At 63.9% G+C, this 18400-nt stretch carries 14 protein-coding genes and 1 tRNA gene; 3 read left to right on the top strand and 12 right to left on the bottom strand.

What is annotated here, in order from left to right; genetic code table 11:
* Positions 1-2: 2 nt before the first annotated feature.
* Positions 3-914 (bottom strand): LysR substrate-binding domain-containing protein, encoded by a 912-nt coding sequence (locus tag AB3X96_RS33885; protein ID WP_368593099.1) that lies wholly within the window; start codon positions 912-914, stop codon positions 3-5.
* A gap of 191 nt (positions 915-1105) precedes the next feature.
* On the opposite strand from AB3X96_RS33885, the gene AB3X96_RS33890 reads away from it, so the two are divergent.
* The 3 genes from AB3X96_RS33890 to AB3X96_RS33900 are packed head-to-tail and all read left to right on the top strand — an operon-like array spanning position 1106 to position 4400.
* Positions 1106-2062, top strand: a complete 957-nt coding sequence (locus AB3X96_RS33890; RefSeq protein WP_368593100.1) for an ABC transporter substrate-binding protein — start codon at positions 1106-1108, stop codon at positions 2060-2062.
* A gap of 11 nt (positions 2063-2073) precedes the next feature.
* Positions 2074-3300, top strand: coding sequence for an acyl-CoA dehydrogenase family protein (locus AB3X96_RS33895; RefSeq protein WP_368593101.1), 1227 nt, complete (start codon positions 2074-2076; stop codon positions 3298-3300).
* Positions 3297-4400, top strand: a complete 1104-nt coding sequence (locus AB3X96_RS33900) for an LLM class flavin-dependent oxidoreductase (protein ID WP_368593102.1) — start codon at positions 3297-3299, stop codon at positions 4398-4400. Before AB3X96_RS33895 ends, AB3X96_RS33900 begins: the two co-directional genes overlap by 4 nt.
* A gap of 60 nt (positions 4401-4460) precedes the next feature.
* On the opposite strand, the gene AB3X96_RS33905 is transcribed toward AB3X96_RS33900, so the two are convergent.
* From AB3X96_RS33905 to fdnG, 11 genes are all read right to left on the bottom strand, one after another.
* Complete coding sequence (locus AB3X96_RS33905; protein ID WP_368593103.1) at positions 4461-5495, bottom strand: ABC transporter substrate-binding protein; 1035 nt, start codon at positions 5493-5495, stop codon at positions 4461-4463.
* 43 nt (positions 5496-5538) lie between these two features.
* Positions 5539-6327: an ABC transporter ATP-binding protein gene (locus tag AB3X96_RS33910; RefSeq protein ID WP_368593104.1), complete on the bottom strand. Its 789-nt coding sequence runs from the start codon at positions 6325-6327 to the stop codon at positions 5539-5541.
* A complete protein-coding gene (locus AB3X96_RS33915; protein WP_368593105.1) occupies positions 6321-7346 on the bottom strand; it encodes an ABC transporter permease in 1026 nt (341 codons plus the stop codon). The genes AB3X96_RS33910 and AB3X96_RS33915 overlap by 7 nt, the downstream gene beginning before the upstream one ends.
* A gap of 29 nt (positions 7347-7375) precedes the next feature.
* The gene (locus AB3X96_RS33920; protein ID WP_368593106.1) at positions 7376-8377 is read right to left on the bottom strand and encodes an ABC transporter substrate-binding protein; all 1002 of its coding nucleotides are present in this window, start codon (positions 8375-8377) and stop codon (positions 7376-7378) included.
* A 676-nt stretch (positions 8378-9053) separates the two neighbouring features.
* Positions 9054-9146: transfer RNA gene (locus tag AB3X96_RS33925), tRNA-Sec, on the bottom strand.
* 51 nt (positions 9147-9197) lie between these two features.
* Positions 9198-11111 carry a selenocysteine-specific translation elongation factor gene (selB, locus tag AB3X96_RS33930; RefSeq protein ID WP_368593107.1) on the bottom strand — a complete coding sequence of 638 codons (1914 nt, stop codon included), beginning with the start codon at positions 11109-11111 and terminating at the stop codon, positions 9198-9200.
* Positions 11112-11124: 13 nt separating this feature from the next.
* A complete protein-coding gene (selA, locus tag AB3X96_RS33935; RefSeq protein WP_368593108.1) occupies positions 11125-12573 on the bottom strand; it encodes an L-seryl-tRNA(Sec) selenium transferase in 1449 nt (482 codons plus the stop codon).
* A 46-nt stretch (positions 12574-12619) separates the two neighbouring features.
* Positions 12620-13618, bottom strand: coding sequence for a formate dehydrogenase accessory protein FdhE (fdhE, locus tag AB3X96_RS33940; protein WP_368593109.1), 999 nt, complete (start codon positions 13616-13618; stop codon positions 12620-12622).
* Positions 13619-13742: 124 nt separating this feature from the next.
* Positions 13743-14399 (bottom strand): formate dehydrogenase subunit gamma, encoded by a 657-nt coding sequence (locus AB3X96_RS33945; RefSeq protein WP_368593110.1) that lies wholly within the window; start codon positions 14397-14399, stop codon positions 13743-13745.
* Positions 14396-15319: a formate dehydrogenase subunit beta gene (fdxH, locus tag AB3X96_RS33950; RefSeq protein ID WP_368593111.1), complete on the bottom strand. Its 924-nt coding sequence runs from the start codon at positions 15317-15319 to the stop codon at positions 14396-14398. The genes AB3X96_RS33945 and fdxH overlap by 4 nt, the downstream gene beginning before the upstream one ends.
* A gap of 9 nt (positions 15320-15328) precedes the next feature.
* A complete protein-coding gene (gene fdnG, locus AB3X96_RS33955) occupies positions 15329-18397 on the bottom strand; it encodes a formate dehydrogenase-N subunit alpha (RefSeq protein ID WP_368593112.1) in 3069 nt (1022 codons plus the stop codon).
* Positions 18398-18400: the final 3 nt, after the last annotated feature.

Genomic DNA, 18400 nt, shown 5'->3' on the forward strand with positions numbered 1-18400 from the left:
GATCAGGCGGCGCGCGACAGACGTGCCGCCTTGAAGCTTTGTTCGACGCTTTCCGCGAGCACGCCGAGCGCCGACTGCATCTTGCCCAACGCGCTCGAACGTACTATCCACACCGCAATTTCTGGTTTGAAGTCGGTGATCTGAATCACGTCGAGCTGCGCGGCGTGCGCGCTATTGCGCAGCAGCGGCAGCGGAACCAGCCCCAGGCCAACGCCATCTGCGACGAGCCCGAGCTGCAATTCGGTGCCGAGCGTTTCGAGGTTGAGCTTTAACGTGTAGCCTTGTGACGCGAGCGCCTGCTGCAAACCCGCGCGAAAACCGCAGCCATCGGGATTCAGCACCCAGCCATAGGATTGGCATTCCGCCAGCGTATGCGCGCGCTTCTTCAGGCTGCCCTTTTGCGCGACTACAGCCAGCTTCAGTTCGCCAAGCGTTTCGCCCGTTAGCGTATCGGGCAACGTACGGTTGGCCGGCAGCAGCACGATCGCGGCATCCAGCTCTCCTTCAACGACTCTCTGTAGCAGCGGATTGCCCCATCCAGTCGACACGCGCGCCTGCAACTCGGGATGCGCACCACGCAGCGCATGGAGAGCCTTCAGCATGGCCACATCGGCGACCGTCTGCGCGACGCCGAGTCGCAACACGCCCGCGAGTGGTGCGTCGTCCGAGACCAGATGCCTGAGCGCGTCCACCTCGCGCACGATGGCACGGCATTGCTCGAAAACGACGCGGCCCATCGGCGTCGTCTTCAGCGGTTTCGTATTGCGATCGAGCAGCTCGACGCCGAGCGCCTCTTCGAAGTTCTGGATGCGGCGCGTGACGGCAGGTTGCGTCAGCGCGAGAGAATCAGCGGCCTGACTCAGCGACTGGCTGCGCACGACGGCAACGAAGGCCTCGATTTCATCGAGTTTCATGGATGGTCTTGTCTTCAAATGAAGTATTGATGGAGCGACATTAGCCTGCGACCGCCCGTACGCTCAAGCGGTATTTCCAGCTTTCCGTTTTCCTCTCACGCATATTAACAAAGAAGAACAATGCGTTTGCCTTATAAAACATGCGACCGTATCGTGTGTTTTTATCCAACTACCTCATGCTGCGCTCCCTCATGCCCTTCCTTCTCAAGCGATTTCTGCAAATATTTTCCGGCCTTCTGATTTGCGCGATCGTCGCGAGCGCATCGCCTGCCGCGCTGGCGGACACGACGCTTAAAGTCGGCGACCAGCAGTTGCAGACGCGCGGCATACTCGAAGCGTCAGGCCAGTTGAAGGACGTGCCGTACAAGATCGAATGGTTCAACTTCCCTGCTGCGCAACCGCTAGGAGAGGCGCTCAATGCGGGGGCAATCGATGTCGGCGGCCTCGGCGATGCGCCGCTGATCTTCGCGTACGCGGCGGGCGCCCGAGTGCGTGCAGTAGCCGCAACGCGCTCGACGCCGACCGATCTCGCGATCATCGTGCCCTACGCATCGCCGATCAGAACGGCCGCCGATCTCAAGGGCAAGCGCATCGCGACCACGCGCGGTTCGATCGGCCATTACCTCGCGATTGCAACGCTCGAACGCGCGGGCATCAAGCTCTCGGATGTGTCGCTGCGATTCATGCAGCCCGCCGACGCAAAAGCTGCGCTCGCGTCCGGTAACGTCGACGCGTGGTCCACGTGGGATCCGTATGTCGCGCTTGCCGAGCAGCGCGATCACGATCGCAGCATCGCGAATGGCGTCAATCTGTCTTCTGGCCTTAGCTTCCAGGCTGCGACGGAAACGTCCATCAAGGACAAGCATGCCGAAATCGCCGATTTCCTCAAGCGCGTCGCGGCCGGCCAGCGCTGGGCGCTCTCGCATCCGGACGAAGTGGCCGCGATGCAATCGAAAGTGACAGGCTTGCCGCCCGAAGTGTTGATGACCGTCTATCAGCGCGCGCAACTGCATCCCGTCGTCATCGACGATGGCCTCATCGCCGAACAGCAAAAGACGGCCGATCTCTATCACCGTGCGGATGTGATCAAGACACCGCTCGATGTCACGAAGAGTTTCGATCGGCAATTTCCGCTTAGCGCACAGTGAACCGACCGACCATGACCAGCCGTCAACCCGAAGGCGCGTTTGCTGATGCGGAGCGCGACCGCGAAGCGCTCGAAGCACTCGCCGATCTCGACAGTCCGCAAGCCGATGCGTGGCTCGCCGCGCTGACAGCCGAATTCGGCGCAGGCGCCGCCGCGCTCGACGCCGGCCCGATCTTCCCGCATGAGAACCTCGCCCGTCTGCGTCGCGCGGGCCTGCTTTCGCTGACCGTGCCGCGTGCGCTCGGCGGACGCGAGGCCACACTTGCACAAGCGCTCAAGGTGATTCGCGCGGTCGCACGCGGCGAACCTTCAACGGCGCTGATTCTCGTGATGCAGTGTCTCTATCATCTGCGTTTGCAGGCCAATCCGAACTGGCCGATAGCGCTGAAAGAACGCATTGCGCGCGATGCCGTCGAACGCGGCGCGCTGATCAACTCGTTGCGCGTCGAACCCGAACTCGGCTCGCCGTCGCGTGGCGGCCTGCCTGCCACGGTTGGCCGCAGCGAAGGCGATCACTGGATACTGAACGGCCGCAAGCTGTATTCGACGGGCAGTCCCGGCCTGACCTGGTTCGCCGTGTGGGGACGCACGGACGAAGCGGCGCTGCGAGTCGGCACGTGGCTCGTTCATCGCGAAACGCCCGGCATCCGTTTCGGCGAGCCGTGGAATCATCTCGGCATGCGCGCGACGGGCAGCCATGAAGTGATCTTCGACAACGTGCGCGTACCCTTCGAGCAGGCCGTCGATCTCCAACCGCCCGGCCCGACCAACGGCATGGACCCGGTGACAAGCCTGTGGATGAATGTGCTGCTGCCTTCGATCTACGACGGCATCGCACGCGCCGCGCGCGACTGGTTCGTGCAGTGGGCGGCGCAACGCGTGCCTTCGGGACTGAACGCCCCGCTATCGACGCTCGACAGTTTTCAGCAGACGGTGGGGCGCATCGACGCGCTGCTGTTCAACAACCGCGTCCTGCTCGATGCAGGCGCAGCCGGCCAGATCGGCACTGTCGAAGCGCCGACCATCAAGTATCTCGTCAGCAAGCACGCTATCGATGTCGTCGAACTCGCACTCGAAGCGAGCGGCAATCCCGGCCTGAGTCGCAACAACGCACTGGAGCGCCACTACCGCGACGTGCTGTGCGCGCGCATTCACACGCCGCAGAATGACACCGTGCTCGGCACTCTGGGCCGCGCCGCATTCACCACCACTTTACCCACAAGGAGCGAACCCAGATGAGCGTCGAATTCATCGGCTATGTGAGCCATCAGGAAGCGAGCGAGATTCATTTGCCGAAAGGACCCGCCGTCAATCTGCCGTACATTGCCGCCGTGGCGCAAGCGCATGAATATGGCGGCTTCGACCGTGTGCTGATTGCGCATTCGAGCGCGTCGCCCGACGGCTTTCAGATCGCCTCGTTCGTCGCGCAACAGACAAAGCGCCTCGGCATCCTGCTCGCGCATCGTCCGGGCTTCGTCGCACCGACACTCGCGGCACGTCAGCTTGCTACGCTCGATCATTTCAGCGGGGGACGCACGGCCGTCCATATCATTTCGGGCGGCGGCGACGTCGAGCAGCAGCGCGACGGCGATTTTCTGTCGCACGACGAGCGCTATCGGCGCACGGACGAATATCTCGACGTCGTCAAGCGTTCATGGACGAGTGAAACACCGTTCGATCACGAAGGCGGTTACTATCGTGTCGCGGGTCACAAGTCGCAGATCCGTCCGTTGCAGCAGCCGCATTTGCCCGTGTATTTCGGCGGCTCGTCGGACGCCGCAATCGAGGTCGCGGGCAAGCATGCCGATGTGTATGCGCTGTGGGGCGAATCGCTCGCCGCCGTCGAAGAAACGATAGCGAAGGTGCGCCAGTCTGCTGCGCGCCATGGACGGGAAAATCTCATCCGCTTCAGCCTGTCGCTTCGCCCGATCATCGCCGCGACGGAAGAGGCCGCATGGGCGCGCGCCGAGTCGATCCTGGAGCGTGCGAAGGGTGTCGTCGGTGCCTCGCCGAATTTCACGCGCAGGCCAAAGGAGCCGAAGAATGTCGGCGCATTGCGATTGCTCGCTGAAGCGGACAAGGGAAGCGTGGTCGACACGCGTCTGTGGACGGGAATCACCGCACTCACGCGGGCAGCGGGAAATTCGACGTCGCTTGTCGGCACACCGCAACAGGTTTCCGACGCGCTGGTCGAATATCACAAACTTGGAGTAACGACCTTCCTCATTCGTGGATTTGATCCGCTCGAGGATGCATTGGCCTACGGGCGTGATCTACTGCCGCTCGTACGCAACGCGGTCTCAGAGAGGAACAGGACGCGAGAAGCCCTTCCCGCTTAGCTCATTTTCCGCACTCTCCGCAAACGCAGCGCGCCGAAGCCGGCGCGCTGCGTTCCTCCATCAAGCCAATACGTCGGCAAACACCCGCGTAGCAAACCGGTCCGAGTTCGCCCCCGAATTCAACACGCCTACGGATTTCAGATCGTCGGCGTACAGCGAGATCTCTTTCTTGAAGGCATCGCCCACGGGATGATGGTGATCCGTGTGGCTCTTCAACATCTCCGTCAGTTGCGCGACGTTCGCGCCAGGCGCGTTCGGCGCGAAGATCGCCGCGGCCTCAGCGGGATGATTCGCGGTCCATTCGGTGGCTTCCAGCAAGGCCTGCGTCAGCGCCTGAGCCGTCGCGCGGTCCTTGCGGACCAGAGAGCCACGAACGCCCAGCACACAACACACGCGGTTCGCATACTCGCCGCACAGGTTGTTCGACACTTCCTGCAGATGATCGGCCTCGCGCAATGTCCAGATGGTCGGGTCGCCATCGGCGATCGCGTGCACTTCACCCTTCTTCAGCGCTTCACCCAGCAGCGGCGCCGGATACTGGCGCCAGTGCACGTCGTTGTCGGGATCGACGCCGATCTTCTTCAGCGAGACCGCGAAGAAGTTCTTTGCCGGGCTCGCCAAGTCGCTCACGCCGACAGTGCGGCCCTTCAACCCTTGCAGATCGACGATGCCCGATGCGCGGGTCGCGAGCAGGCGCATGCAGCCGCCGTGGATGCCTGCCGTCAGCTTGACGTCGAAGCCCTGCTCCAGCGGCTTGATCCAGCGCAGCGCCATGCCGACGCCCGCATCCGATTTGCCCGTTGCGATCGCTTCGAGCAACTGGTCGGTCGAACCCGCGAAGTTGATCAGTTCGACCTGCAAGCCATGCTTGCGGAAAAACCCCTGCTGCACGGCGACGGGCACGGGCGCCGTGCAGATGGCGCCCGCATTCCATGAGAGTTTGAGCGGTTTCAATGCTTCGTCGGCGGATGCGCGCACGCCGGGCAGTCCGAACGTCGCGCCGCCGACCGCCGCAGCGCCCATTGTCCATGCCGTGTTGCGCAGCCAGGTGCGGCGCGCGGTGTTCGATGGTGTGTTGTCGCCTGAATGCTTCATCGCGTGATTTCCCCTAAGTGAAGGTGTTTTGGTTGCGCGCCGCTCAGGTGTCGAGGCCGAGCAGCCCCAGCACTTCGCGGCGCAACCTGACGAGATCGGGGTCGTCGCGATGGCGCGGATACGGTGCGTCGTTGTGCACTTGCGAGACGATGCGCGCCGGGCGTTCGCTCAGCACGATCACCCGGTTCGCGACATACAGCGCTTCTTCGACGTCGTGCGTGACGAGCAGCGTCGAAAAGTTTTCGGCCTGCCAGAGACGTACCAACTCGGACTGCATCCGGATGCGCGTCAACGAGTCGAGCTTGCCGAACGGTTCGTCGAGCACGAGAAGTTGCGGATCGTTGACGAGAGCGCGCGCGAGCGCCGCGCGCTGCGCCATCCCTCCCGAGAGCTGATGCGGAAAGGCTTTCGCGAACGCCGACAGGCCCACGAGTTCGAGCGCGGCATCGATACGCTTTGCCGCATCGCGCTGCGCACGCTGAGCCTGCGGACCGAGCGCCACGTTGTCGCGCACCGTGCGCCACGGAAACAGCGTCGGGTCCTGGAACACGACCACACGCGACGGATCGGGTCCTGTGACGGTTTCACCGTCCGCATGAATGACGCCTTGCGCGGGTGCATCGAGACCCGCCACGAGCCGCAGCAAGGTGGACTTCCCGCAACCGCTCGGTCCGAGCAGCGCGACAAATTCGCCGGGTTCGATTGTCAGACTGATGTCGTCGAGCACGGGCAGCGCTTCACCGCGCAGCGCAAACCGATGTGTGACGTTGCGCACGTCGATGCGCGCGCCCTGCTTCGCGTGAGACGTATGAGACAAAGAAGCGGCTACCATTTCAGCATTCCTTTTTGCCAGATGAGCAATCGGTCACGAACGCGGAACAGCAAGGTGATCAGGCCGGAACACATCAACGCCATCACCAGCAGCGCGGCGTACATGTTCGGATAGGCAGCCCACCCCTGCGCCCATTGCAGATACCAGCCGAGGCCCGCTTTCACGCCCATCATCTCCGCGACGATCAACACGGCGAACGAGGCACCAAGTCCCATGAACAGCCCGACGAAAACAAGCGGCAACGCAGCGGGAATCGCGACGCGCAGGATCAGAAACGAAGGCTTCGCGCCGAGCGTGCGCGCCACGTCGTAGAACGCGGAATTGACGCTCGCGACGCCCGACCACGTGAGCACCGCAACGGGAAACGCCGTCGCCAGCGCGATCAGGAACACGCTCGCGCTGAAACTCGACGGAAAGAAGAAGAACGCAAGCGGCAGCCAGGCAGCAGCCGGCAGCGGACCGATCAGCCGCAGCACAGGATGCAGCCAGTAGCCGACTGCCTTCGACCAGCCGATGCTCACGCCGATCACGAAGCCCGTCAGCGCGCCCAGCACGTAGCCATATGCGAGCAATTCGAACGAATGTGCGACGCTCGCGGCGAGGCGTGGGAGGTCGTCGGCATATACGGCGATCAACGCTTGAGGCGGCGCAAAGAATGGCCGCGGCAGCCATTCGAGTTGCGCGGTGACGACTTCCCATGCGGTCAATCCGATGGATAGCGCGAGCAGCCACGGCGCACCGTTGAGCCACGCTTCGACGCGCGCGCTTCGGGTATTGCTCGTACGCCAACCCGCGATGCCTATGGCAAGCGACAATGCCGCCAACAGCAGCTTGAGAATCGACAACTCGTGTGTATAAGGCCAGTCGTCGAGCGCGGGCCACCATTGTGTAACGGCCGCGCCGCCGAGCCAGCCGAGCGCGGCCACCAACGCGACCAGGCGTTTGCCGTGCTCGCGTGCGTCGCGCTTGCCCTCTTCTGCGACACCTGCAAGCTCAAGCGTTTGTGTTTGCGTGGACATGTCATCGTGCTCCGTCGATCAATCCAGGTTCATGCGCTGGCAAGATGCGTCTCCGAGATCGCGCGCACGTCGATGCGGCGCGGCAGGATCGCATCCTGATGCGCACGATCCGCTACTTTTTGCAGTGCTGCGATATCGGCGTCGGTGACGAAATGCTGCTTGAGCGACGCGCGCTGCGTGATCTGCCTGGCGGCATCGAGCGGCGTGCGTGTGAGCGTCGCGTAGATTTGCGCGTAGGCGTCGGGATTCGCGAGCGCCCAGTCGCCCGCACGTTGATAGCGAACGAGCACGTCAGCGATAGCGGCATGCTTGCGCGGATCAGCCAGCGATGCGCCCGAAGCGGTGATAAAGCCCAATCCGCTATTGATGCCCGAGCCGTCGCGCAGGATGCGGCCGCCACGTTGCACAGCGATGCCGTAGTACGGATCAAACGTCGCCCACACTTCGATCGCGCCGGATGCGAAGGCTGCAAATGCATCTACGGGCAGGATGAAGCGCACCGTCACGTCGTCTTTCGTGAGTCCGGCTTCCGCGAGTGCACCGTATAGCTGAAACTGCGAAATGCTGCCGCGTGCCGACGAAACGAACACCGTGCGGCCTTTCAGATCCGCGATGGTGCGGAGGGTCGATTTCGGTGCCACCAGAATGCCGAGTTGAGCGCCCGAACCGATGCGCGTCGCCACGATCTTCAGCGTCGGGTCGCCGACGGCGGCCGCCAGCACTGGAAGGTCGCCCGCTGGCGCGAGATCGACGGAGCCCGCGCGCTGCGCTTCGAACAACGGCGCGGCGCCCTGGAAGTTGGCCCATCGGAACGCGTAGGGCGCACCGTCGAGTACCTTCGCAGCTTCGACGAGCGCGCGCGTGCCGCCCGCCTGATCGCCGAGCACGATGGTTACATCGTCTGCCGCACGGGCGTTACGTGCGCCTGTCAACGCACTCGCCATTGCAAGCGGCGCGGCGGCAAGCGAACGAAGCACACGTCGGCGCGAGTGCACCGACGTTGATAAAGACGTTGAAACAGAAGCGGTCATAAGTCCTCGCTGTGCATATTACGCACAGCGTAACGACGACCGTCCGCCTTGAGAATTATTCAATTTCGATATGTTTATATCGACTCAATATTTATCGTTTGCATTTTCTCCGGGGTATGCGGGCACGGTGGAAATCCATCGACGTTCACCGTCTACCGACTGCGCGTCCCGGTCGGACTGTAGCCTGAAGGCCGATGTTTTTACGAGCGCAGTAAGCAGGTGCTCGAAGAATATGCTGATGCCATCGCCGACGTGCGCGGGCAAACGAAGCGACCGGTCGGCAGATTGACAATCAGCGCGCCGATGGGCCTTGGTGAACTGCGTCTGAACACATTAGTTCTTGAATTTCTGGCGCAATATAAGCTTCGCGCTCTCCAAGGCACTCCGTAGTGTCGGGCATGGCAGAGAAGCGTTCGCGGAGCGGCAACCGGCCCGCTCCTGAAAGCGGATGGAAGCCACTCATCAGACGGGGTTCTCGTCGCCGCGTCGCCCGAGCGAAACGGCCCGTATAGCAGCTTAACTGCACTCGGAAGACGTACCAAGCCGAATTTGTACGGTGAAGCGCACCGCGCCGAGGCCCTCATTTACCGTCAACTTTGCGTGTTACAACTTACGGAAAAAAATTCACCAAATAGCTTCCAACAACATGTCGGAATGCCCGGGAAGCCTTGCCGGGCGGAAGGCAGCCGGAGTCGAACCGACCTAAGAGCGTCTGACGCCCTCAACTGGGTTTGAAGCCCAGCCGCACCACCGGATACGAATGCCTTCCTACGTTGATTGAATGACGCGTGCCCGATAGAAACAGGCCGCAGAAGCCAGATCAACGCAGATCGAGCCAGCGGCTATCCGTGCGCACGAGGTGCAGGCCACGGTGGAAGCGAGTATACCCAACCCGGTCGAAGAACTCCAAAAGCTGGATCGCGCGTTTTCGGCCGAGTCCGGTCGCGTCGCGAAACGGCGCGGCCGCCACGGTGCCGGCGTTCTTGTGCGCCTCCGTCGCCGCGATCGACGCAAGTTCGCGAATCACCTGCTGGTGATAGAACAGGTCATGCACGACCTGGAACAGCTCGCCCTGACGCGCGAGCTTGCGCAGCAACTGACGCACGCGCTCCTCCGGCACACCGTGCCCGTTCGCGAGCTCGCGCACCCACGGCGGATCGAAACGTCCCGCCTCGATCTCGGGCAGCAGCGTCGCGGCAAGCGCCTGATCGGCGGCATCGAGTGTCACGGTGTGGCCGGGCAAATGCAGCCATGGCCCGCGTCTGATCAGCTCGCCACGCGCCGCCGCATCGTCGACCAACGCGCGCCACAGCGCGTCGTCGACCAGTGGCGCCGCGATGCGCCGCAAGCGCGACACGTCCGGGCCCAACTCATCCGGCGAGCGCTCGTGGTATTGCGCGAGCGCACTCGTCACGCGCCCGGCCAGTGCATGCCATGCCGCGTCCGCGAGCAGCAGTGCGTCATGGCCCGGCAGTTCGATCGTGCGCGTCCCCGCGGGCAACGCGAGCGCGGCTGCCGGCATCCCCGTCAAGCGCTCCAGCAACGCCCGCGACAAACCGTGTGGCGCGCGCGCGAACAGCGCATCGAGTGAGCCGGTGTCGAGCAGCGTCTGCATCGCGTCGAGCCAGTCGAAGCGTACCGCCGAGCGCCGCTTGCGCGCCGGAGCGAACGGATCGAGCACATGGCCGCCGCCCACCGTGCGATTGGCCTGAGCGTTACGCACGACGAAGCGATCGCCCGGTACCGCGCACAGCGGCCGCTCGAACACGAGTTGCACGCGCGCGCGCTGACCGGGCGCGAGCATGTCGCCTTCGAGCAGCGCGACATGCGCAACCTGATGCTGCGTGCCGAGATGCACGTGCAGCGGCGTCCAGTGTTCGAGCGGGTGCGGCGCGTCGGCGAGCAGCGTCAACATGACGTCGATACGCTCACTCGCTTGCGACAGTTGCGGATCGACGATCCAGTCGCCGCGCTCGATCGCACTCTTGTCGATGCCCGCCAGATTCAGCGCGCAGCGCTGGCCGGCGCGGCCGGTTTCGGCGGGGCGATTCTGCGTGTGGATACTGCGCACACGCACCGGCTGATTTTTCGGCGCGAGCAGCATCGTGTCGCCGGCGCTCACGCTGCCTGCCACTACGGTCCCGGTCACGATCGTGCCCTGCCCCGCGAGCGTGAAGACGCGATCGACGGCGAGGCGGAACAGGCCGTCGTCGCGCTTCATACGCCATGTGGCGGCCTGCTCGCGCAGATGCGCATTCAACGCGGCGACGCCCGCATCGCCCGCGCGAGTCGCGCAGGTATCGAATACCGGCGCGTCGCGCAGCACGCTATTGCCGACGAACGCACTCACTTCGTCGTGCACTTCGCGCAGTCGCTCCTCGTCGACGCGATCCACTTTCGTCAACGCGATCGCACCGCGCCGGATGCCGAGCAGTTCGACGATCGCCAGATGTTCGCGCGTTTGCGGCATCACGCCGTCGTCGGCGGCGATCACGAGCAGCGCGAAGTCGATGCCGCTCGCGCCCGCGGTCATCGTATGCACGAGCTTTTCGTGGCCCGGCACGTCGATCAGACCGAGCACGTCGCCGTTCTCGAGCGGCACGTATGCGTAACCGAGCTCGATCGAAATGCCGCGTGCTTTTTCTTCCTTGAGCCGGTCCGTATCGACGCCGCTCAGTGCCTTCACGAGGCTGGTTTTGCCGTGGTCGATATGCCCCGCTGTACCGACGATCATGCGTGCCTGTCCTTCAGTTGCTTTTCGGTTGCGCGATTAGCTGTGCGATCAATTGCGCTTCGTCGGCGGCTTCGAGGCAGCGCAGATCGAGCCGCAACGCGTCGTCCGCGATCCGGCCGATCACCGGCCGCGCCATCTCGCGCAACTGCTTTTCGAGCGCGAGCAGATGACGGCCGCCGCGCTTGCCGTCGGTCATCCTGATGACGAGGCCGTGGCTCGGCAGCACGTCGACTGGCAATGCACCACTGCCGATCTGGCTGAACATCGGCTCCGCCGCCACGGTGTAGCGCGCGCCGATCGCCTGCTGCAGCGCCGGTAGCACGCGCTGCGCGGCAGCGTGAATGTCCTCGGCGGGACGCGTGAGGAGCCGTAGCGTGGTCAGCCGCTCCGCCAACTTCTCGGGCGCGCGATACAGCCGCAGCACAGGCTCCAACGCCGCGAGCGTCAGCTTGCCCACGCGCAGTGCGCGCTTCAGCGGATGCTTCTTGATCTTAGCGATCAGATCGCGCCGCCCGACGATCAACCCGGCCTGCGGTCCGCCGAGCAGTTTGTCGCCGCTGAAGGTGACGACATCGGCGCCGGCCGCGACGGTCTCGCGCACCGTCGGCTCGCGCGGCAAGCCCCATTCGGCGAGATCGACCAGCGTGCCGCTGCCGAGATCGACGGCGACCGCGAGCCTGCGCTCGTGCGCGAGCGGCGCGATCTCGTCGGTACCGACTTCCTTCGTGAAGCCGCTGATCGCATAGTTGCTCGCGTGGACTTTCATCAGCAGCGCGGTGCGCGCGTTGATCGCCTGTTCATAGTCCTTCAGATGGGTGCGGTTCGTCGTGCCGACTTCGCGCAGCTTCGCGCCCGCGCGGCTCATGATGTCGGGAATGCGAAACGCGCCGCCGATTTCGACGAGCTCGCCGCGCGACACCACCACTTCCTTCTTCGCCGCGAGCGCGGACAGCGTGAGCAGCACCGCGGCCGCGTTGTTGTTGACGATGGTTGCCGCCTCGGCGCCGGTCAGCTCGCAGATCAGATCGTCGACCAGGTCGTCGCGATCGCCGCGCATGCCGGTGGCGAGATCGAACTCGAGGTTGGCCGGTTGCGTGAGCGCGGTCATCACGGCGCGCACCGACTCGTCGGGCAGCAGCGCGCGGCCGAGGTTCGTGTGCAATACAGTGCCGGTCAGATTGAACACACTGCGCAGCCGCGACGCGTTGCGCGCGAGCAGCGCCGCAGCGACCGTCGCATGCAGCTGCGGGGTTTCGAGCGCGCTCACCGCCGGGTTGGCCGCCGCATCGCCCGATTGCGCGTTGATACGCCACGCGTCGAGCGCGTCGCGCAACGCATCGAGCACCTGAGTGCGGCCGTATTCGCCGATCAGCGGCGCGAATTCGGCCGACGCCATCACCTTGTCCACCGATGGCACGCGCGCCATCAGCGCGCGCAATTCCGAGCCGCTCACATCGCTCACGAGCAATCCTTATGTCGTGTTGAACTTGCGTCCGGCCAGGTCGCCGTCAGGCGGACTCGTCGTCCTCCGCGTCCGTCGCGCCGGCCGTCTGCTCCGGCCACAGCCAGGGATGCGGCGACGCGCGCCGGTAACCTTCCGCGCCCATCAGCAGATCGAGCGTGAGGCTCGCGAGGTCGTCCGCGAATGGATCGAACTCGTAGTCCTTCGCCTGGATGCCGATCTTGCGGTAAGTATGGCATTCGTCGCACGACTCCGCCTTCAGCACGGCGTTTTTCGTTTCGGCTTCGCGCGTGGCCGCGTCGGCGTCGGGCGAGCCGGCCACGTGGTACGCAATGCCTTTCGTCGAATCGCAGTTCGAGCATTTGCTTCGGACCATATGCCATTCGGTTGCGCATAGTCCGCATTGCAGATAGCGATAGTTGTCGTACGCGCCGCCGATGCGCAGCGTGCTGGCCACCGGATGCGAGCCGCATACCGGGCACAGGCCCGGTGTGTCGAGGTACGGTACGGCGCGCTTGTCGATGTCGGCGGCGAGGTCGGTCCATACGACTTGCAGCGCGGCCATGATGAATGGCGCGCTCGCCGGCTCGACGTCGGCGAAGCGCTGCGCGAAGATTGCGTCGGCCTGCGCTTCGAGCGTGGCGACGTCGAGCGAGCGCAGTTGCGTGAACACCGCGACGAGCGGCGGCGTCAACGGACCCGCGGCTTCGATCTTGTCGAGCAGTTGCAGCAGCACGTCGCGCCACGCCGGATCGCGCGCGCCGGACAGCGCCGGAATCAGCGGCATCGAATACTGCTGCGCGCTCGCGATCAGCTCGGGGCTCGGCGGCTGCGCCTTGAAGTGCGCGAGCACCGCCTGCTGCGCATCGGCGAGCGCCGCCATCAGCCGCAGATAGCCGGCAATCGGATTGCCGCGCGAGGCGAGCTGGCGCAGGCGCGCGGCGCGCGGCGCGAACACCGCGAGCCGCTCCGGCATGCGGATGCGGGGGATTGCCGAGGGATCGAGCGACTCGATGTCGGCGGCTTCGAGAATTCGTTGAGCCAAGTTATCGACCTCTGAAAACTGAAGAGCCGCCGCCCGTCATCGACGTGGCGCGGCGGCCCTGTGCGCGGGGTGCTGCGTGCGGCGCATTGAAACACACGCTGGGGCAGCGCCGATTGAGCATACTTTACTTGCCGATGATTTCCCTGAACCAGTTCGGATGGTGCTTGCGCGCCCAGCCATAAGTAACGGTGCCGCGCGTCATCGCACCTACGGAGCCCTTGACCCACAGCGCCGCATAGACATGCACGATGATGCCGACGATCAGCAAAAACGCCGTCACCGCGTGCACGACCGCGGAGAGCCGGATCAGGTCAATCGGGAAGTAGAGCGAAAAGTAGCGCCGCCAGATCACGATGCCGCTCAGCAACAGCAGCAGCATACAGATCACCATCACGAAGAACAGCAGCTTCTGCCCGGCGTTGTACCTGCCGATTGCGGGCAGGCGCTCCTCGCGGTTGTTCAGCACGTCGCGGTACTGCTTCATCCACTGGATATCCGCCTGGTCCAGGTAGTTGTGATGCCAGAAGCGCAACGCAAGAATCAGGAACGAGATGAACATCACGCAGCCGATGAACGGGTGCAGGATCCGCGTCCACTGTCCGCCGCCAAGCACGAAGTACAGAAACGCCATCGCCGGATGGAACATCGCGAGACCGGACAGCGCGAGCAGGATGAAACAGATCGCGGTGATCCAATGATTCGTGCGCTCGTTCGGCGTATAGCGCACGATCAGGCGGTTGCCCTTCACGTCCGTGAAGTCGGTGTGCTCAGAGTGGTTCATTGCTTACCCTCCCGCGAACGGCGCGCTTCTTCGGCTTCCTTGACGGCGGCGGCTTCGTCGGCCTCGGTCACCTCGTTCGGACCGACGCGCGTGTAGTGGAAGAAGCCCGCGAGCGCGGCGATCCCCATGATGGCGAGCCCGATCGGCTTGGCTATACCCTTCCACAACGTCACCATCGGACTGATGCGCGGATCGTCCGGCAGGCCGTGATACAGCGATGGCCGGTCGGCGTGATGCAGCACGTACATCACATGCGTGCCGCCGACCTTTTCCGGGTTATACAGGCCAGCGTTCTGGAAGCCGCGCTCCTTCAGATCGACGATGCGGTCCTCGGCCTGCAGCTTCATGTCCTCCTTGGTGCCGAACATGATCGCGCCGGTCGGGCAGGTCTTCACGCAGGCCGGCTCCTGGCCGACCGCGACGCGGTCCGAACACAGCGTGCACTTGTACACGCGGCGATCCTTCTTCGACATACGCGGTATGTTGAATGGGCAGCCGGCGATGCAGAAGCCGCAGCCAATGCAATTCTCCTCGTGGAAATCCACGATGCCGTTCGTGTACTGCACGATCGCGCCCGGCGAGGGACAGGCCTTCAGACAGCCCGGGTCTTCGCAGTGCATGCAGCCGTCCTTGCGGATCAGCCATTCGAGATCGCCGGCGGAGTTCTCGTACTCCGCAAACCGCATGACGGTCCACGAATTCTCGGTCAGATCGGGCGGGTTATCGTAGACGCCCACGTTCACGCCGATCTCGTCGCGCAGATCGTTCCACTCCATGCAGGCCGTCTGACACGCCTTGCAGCCGATGCACTTCGAAACGTCGATGAGCTTCGCGACCTGCGCGGTGGCCGGCGCGCGAGCCACCGGCGGCTGCGTGGTGGTGGCCGAGACGCGTCTGATGTCTAGTGATTGCAGTGCCATCTCTTTACCTTATGCCTTTTCGACCTTGACGAGGAACGACTTGGTTTCCGGTGTCTGAGAGTTCCCGTCGCCCACCGGGGGTGTCAGCGCATTGACGAGATAGCCCGGCCTCGCGAGCCCCATGAAGCCCCAATGAATCGGCAGCCCGACGGTCTGCACCTTCTTGCCTTCGACAGTCAGCGGTTTGATGCGCTTCGTCACGACCGCGACGGCTATCAGGTGCCCGCGGTTCGAGCTCACCTTGACCCGGTCGCCGGCCACCACGCCGATCTCCTTCGCGAGGTCTTCGCCGATCTCGACGAACTGCTCTGGCTGGATGATCGCGTTCAGCTTCGCGTGCTTCGTCCAGTAGTGGAAATGCTCGGTCAGACGATAGCTGGTCCCCGTATGCGGGAAGTTCTCGTGCGTGCCGAACGTGGCCTTGTCGCCCGGGAATACGCGCGCCGCCGGGTTGCTGACGACCAGCTTGTTGTCCGGATGCAGCGGGTTGTAGCCGAGCGGCGTCTCGAACGGTTCATAGTGCTCGGGGAACGGCCCTTCGACCATCGCGTCGCGCGCGAAGAACCGCGCGACGCCTTCCGGATTCATGATGAACGGATTCATGCCGCTGTCAGGCGGCTCGTCGACCTTGAAGTCCGGAATGTCGGCGCCCGACCACGTGCTGCCGTTCCACGCGATCAGCTTGCGGGTCGGATCGAACGGCTTGCCGTTGAGATCGCACGACGCGCGGTTGTACAGAACCCGCCGGTTCACCGGCCATGCCCACGCCCAGTTCAGCGTGTTGCCGATGCCGGTCGGGTCCGAGTTGTCGCGGCGGCCCATCTGGTTGCCCGCCTGGGTCCACGCCCCGCAGAAGATCCAGCAGCCGCTCGAAGTCGAGCCGTCGTCGCGCAGCAGCGCGAAACTCGCGAGCTGCTCGCCTTTCTTCGCGAGCACCTTGGTCGGGTCCTTCGGATCGGTGACGTCCGCGAGCGCCTTGCCGTTGAACTCCATTGCGAGTTCTTCCGGCGTCGGGCTGTCCGGCTTCGCATAAGGCCAGCTCATGTTCAGGATCGGATCGGGATACTTGCCGCCGTCCTTGCGATAAGCGTCGCGAATCCGCAGCCACAGCCCAGCCATGATCTCGAGGTCGCTCTTCGCTTCGCCCGGGCCGTCCGCGCCCTGCCAGTGCCATTGCAGCACGCGGCTCGAACTGACGAGCGAGCCGCGTTCCTCGGCGAAGCAGGTGGTCGGCAGACGGAACACCTCGGTCTGGATCGATGCGCTGTCGACGTCGTTGAACGGGCCGTGGTTCTTCCAGAACTCCGACGTTTCGGTCGCGAGCGGATCCATGATCACGAGCCATTTCAGTTTGGCCAGAGCCGCGCCGTTCTTGGACTTGTACGGCGCGGCGGCAAGCGGGTTGAAGCCCTGCGCGATGTAGCCGTTCATCTTGCCCTGACTCATCAGCTCGAATACCTGCAGCAGGTCGTAGGACTTGTCGAGCTTCGGCAGATAGTCGAAAGCGAAGTTGTTCTCGGCGGTCGCCTTGTCGCCCCACCACGACTTCATGAAGCTAACGTGGAACGCGCGATAGTTGCGCCAGTAGCTCAGCTGGTTCGGCCGCAGCGGTTGCTGGGTGCGCTTCTCGATGTAGGCGTCAAAGTCCTGCTCCGCTTCCATCGGCAGCGTCATGTAGCCAGGCAGCAGGTTCGACATCAGGCCGAGGTCCGTCAGGCCCTGGATGTTCGAGTGACCGCGCAGCGCATTCATGCCGCCGCCCGCGATGCCGATGTTGCCGAGCAGCAGCTGTACCATCGCGCCGGTGCGGATGATCTGCGAGCCGATCGAGTGCTGGGTCCAGCCGAGCGCGTACATGATCGTGGTCGCACGTCCCGGCACCGACGTCGCCGCGAGCATCTCGCACACGTGCAGGAACTTGTCCTTCGGCGTGCCGCAGATTTTTTCGACCTGCTCGGGCGTGTAGCGCGAGTAATGCTTCTTCATCAGCTGATAGACACAGCGTGGGTCCTGCAGCGTCGGGTCGACCTTGGCGAAGCCGTCGTCGCCGCGCTCGTAGTTCCACGAGGTCTTGTCGTAGCTGCGCTTGTCGGCGTTGTAGCCGGAGAACAGGCCGTCGTTGAACGCAAAGTCATCACGGACGATAAACGACACGTCCGTGTAGTTCTTCACGTACTCGTGCTGGATCTTGTCGTTCGTCAGCAGATAGTTGATCACCCCGCCGAGGAACGCGATGTCCGTGCCGGTGCGGATCGGCACGTAGTAGTCCGCGACCGACGCCGTGCGATTGAAGCGCGGGTCGACCACGATCAGGCGCGCCTTGCGGTGCGCCTTCGCTTCGGTGACCCATTTGAAACCGCACGGGTGGGCCTCGGCCGCATTGCCGCCCATCACGAGAATCAAGTCCGCGTTTCTGATGTCGACCCAATGGTTCGTCATCGCTCCACGGCCAAACGTCGGGGCAAGACCTGCCACCGTCGGGCCATGTCAGACACGCGCCTGATTGTCGAATCCGAGCATGCCAAGACTGCGAGCAGTCTTGTGCGTCAGATAACCCACCTCGTTACTGCTGGCCGACGCCGCGAGCATCCCGGTAGTCAGCCAGCGGTTGACCTTTTTGCCGTCTGCGGTCGTCTCGACGAAGTTCGCGTCCCGGTCTTCCTTCATCAGCTTCGCGATGCGGTCCAGCGCGTCTTCCCACGAGATGCGCTTCCACTCGTTCGCCCCGGCCGCGCGGTACTCGGGATAGCGCAGACGGCTCGGGCTATGGATGAAGTCGATCAGGCTCGCGCCCTTCGGGCACAGCGTGCCGCGATTGACCGGATGGTCGGGATCGCCCTCGATGTGGAAGATGCTCGTCTTCACGTTCTTGGCTTCGTCGCCGAGGCCGTACATCAGGACGCCGCAGCCCACCGAGCAGTAAGGGCAGGTGTTGCGGGTTTCGGTAGCACGCGACAATTTGTACTGACGGACTTCGGCCAGCGCGGGGGTCGGCGAGAAGCCCATCAGGGCTAGGCTCGATCCGGCGAGCGAGGTGGCAGAAACCTTCAGGAATTGTCGCCGAGTCATTTGCGTCATTGC

This window comes from Paraburkholderia sp. BR13439 (assembly GCF_040948805.1).
GTDB lineage: Bacteria > Pseudomonadota > Gammaproteobacteria > Burkholderiales > Burkholderiaceae > Paraburkholderia > Paraburkholderia youngii.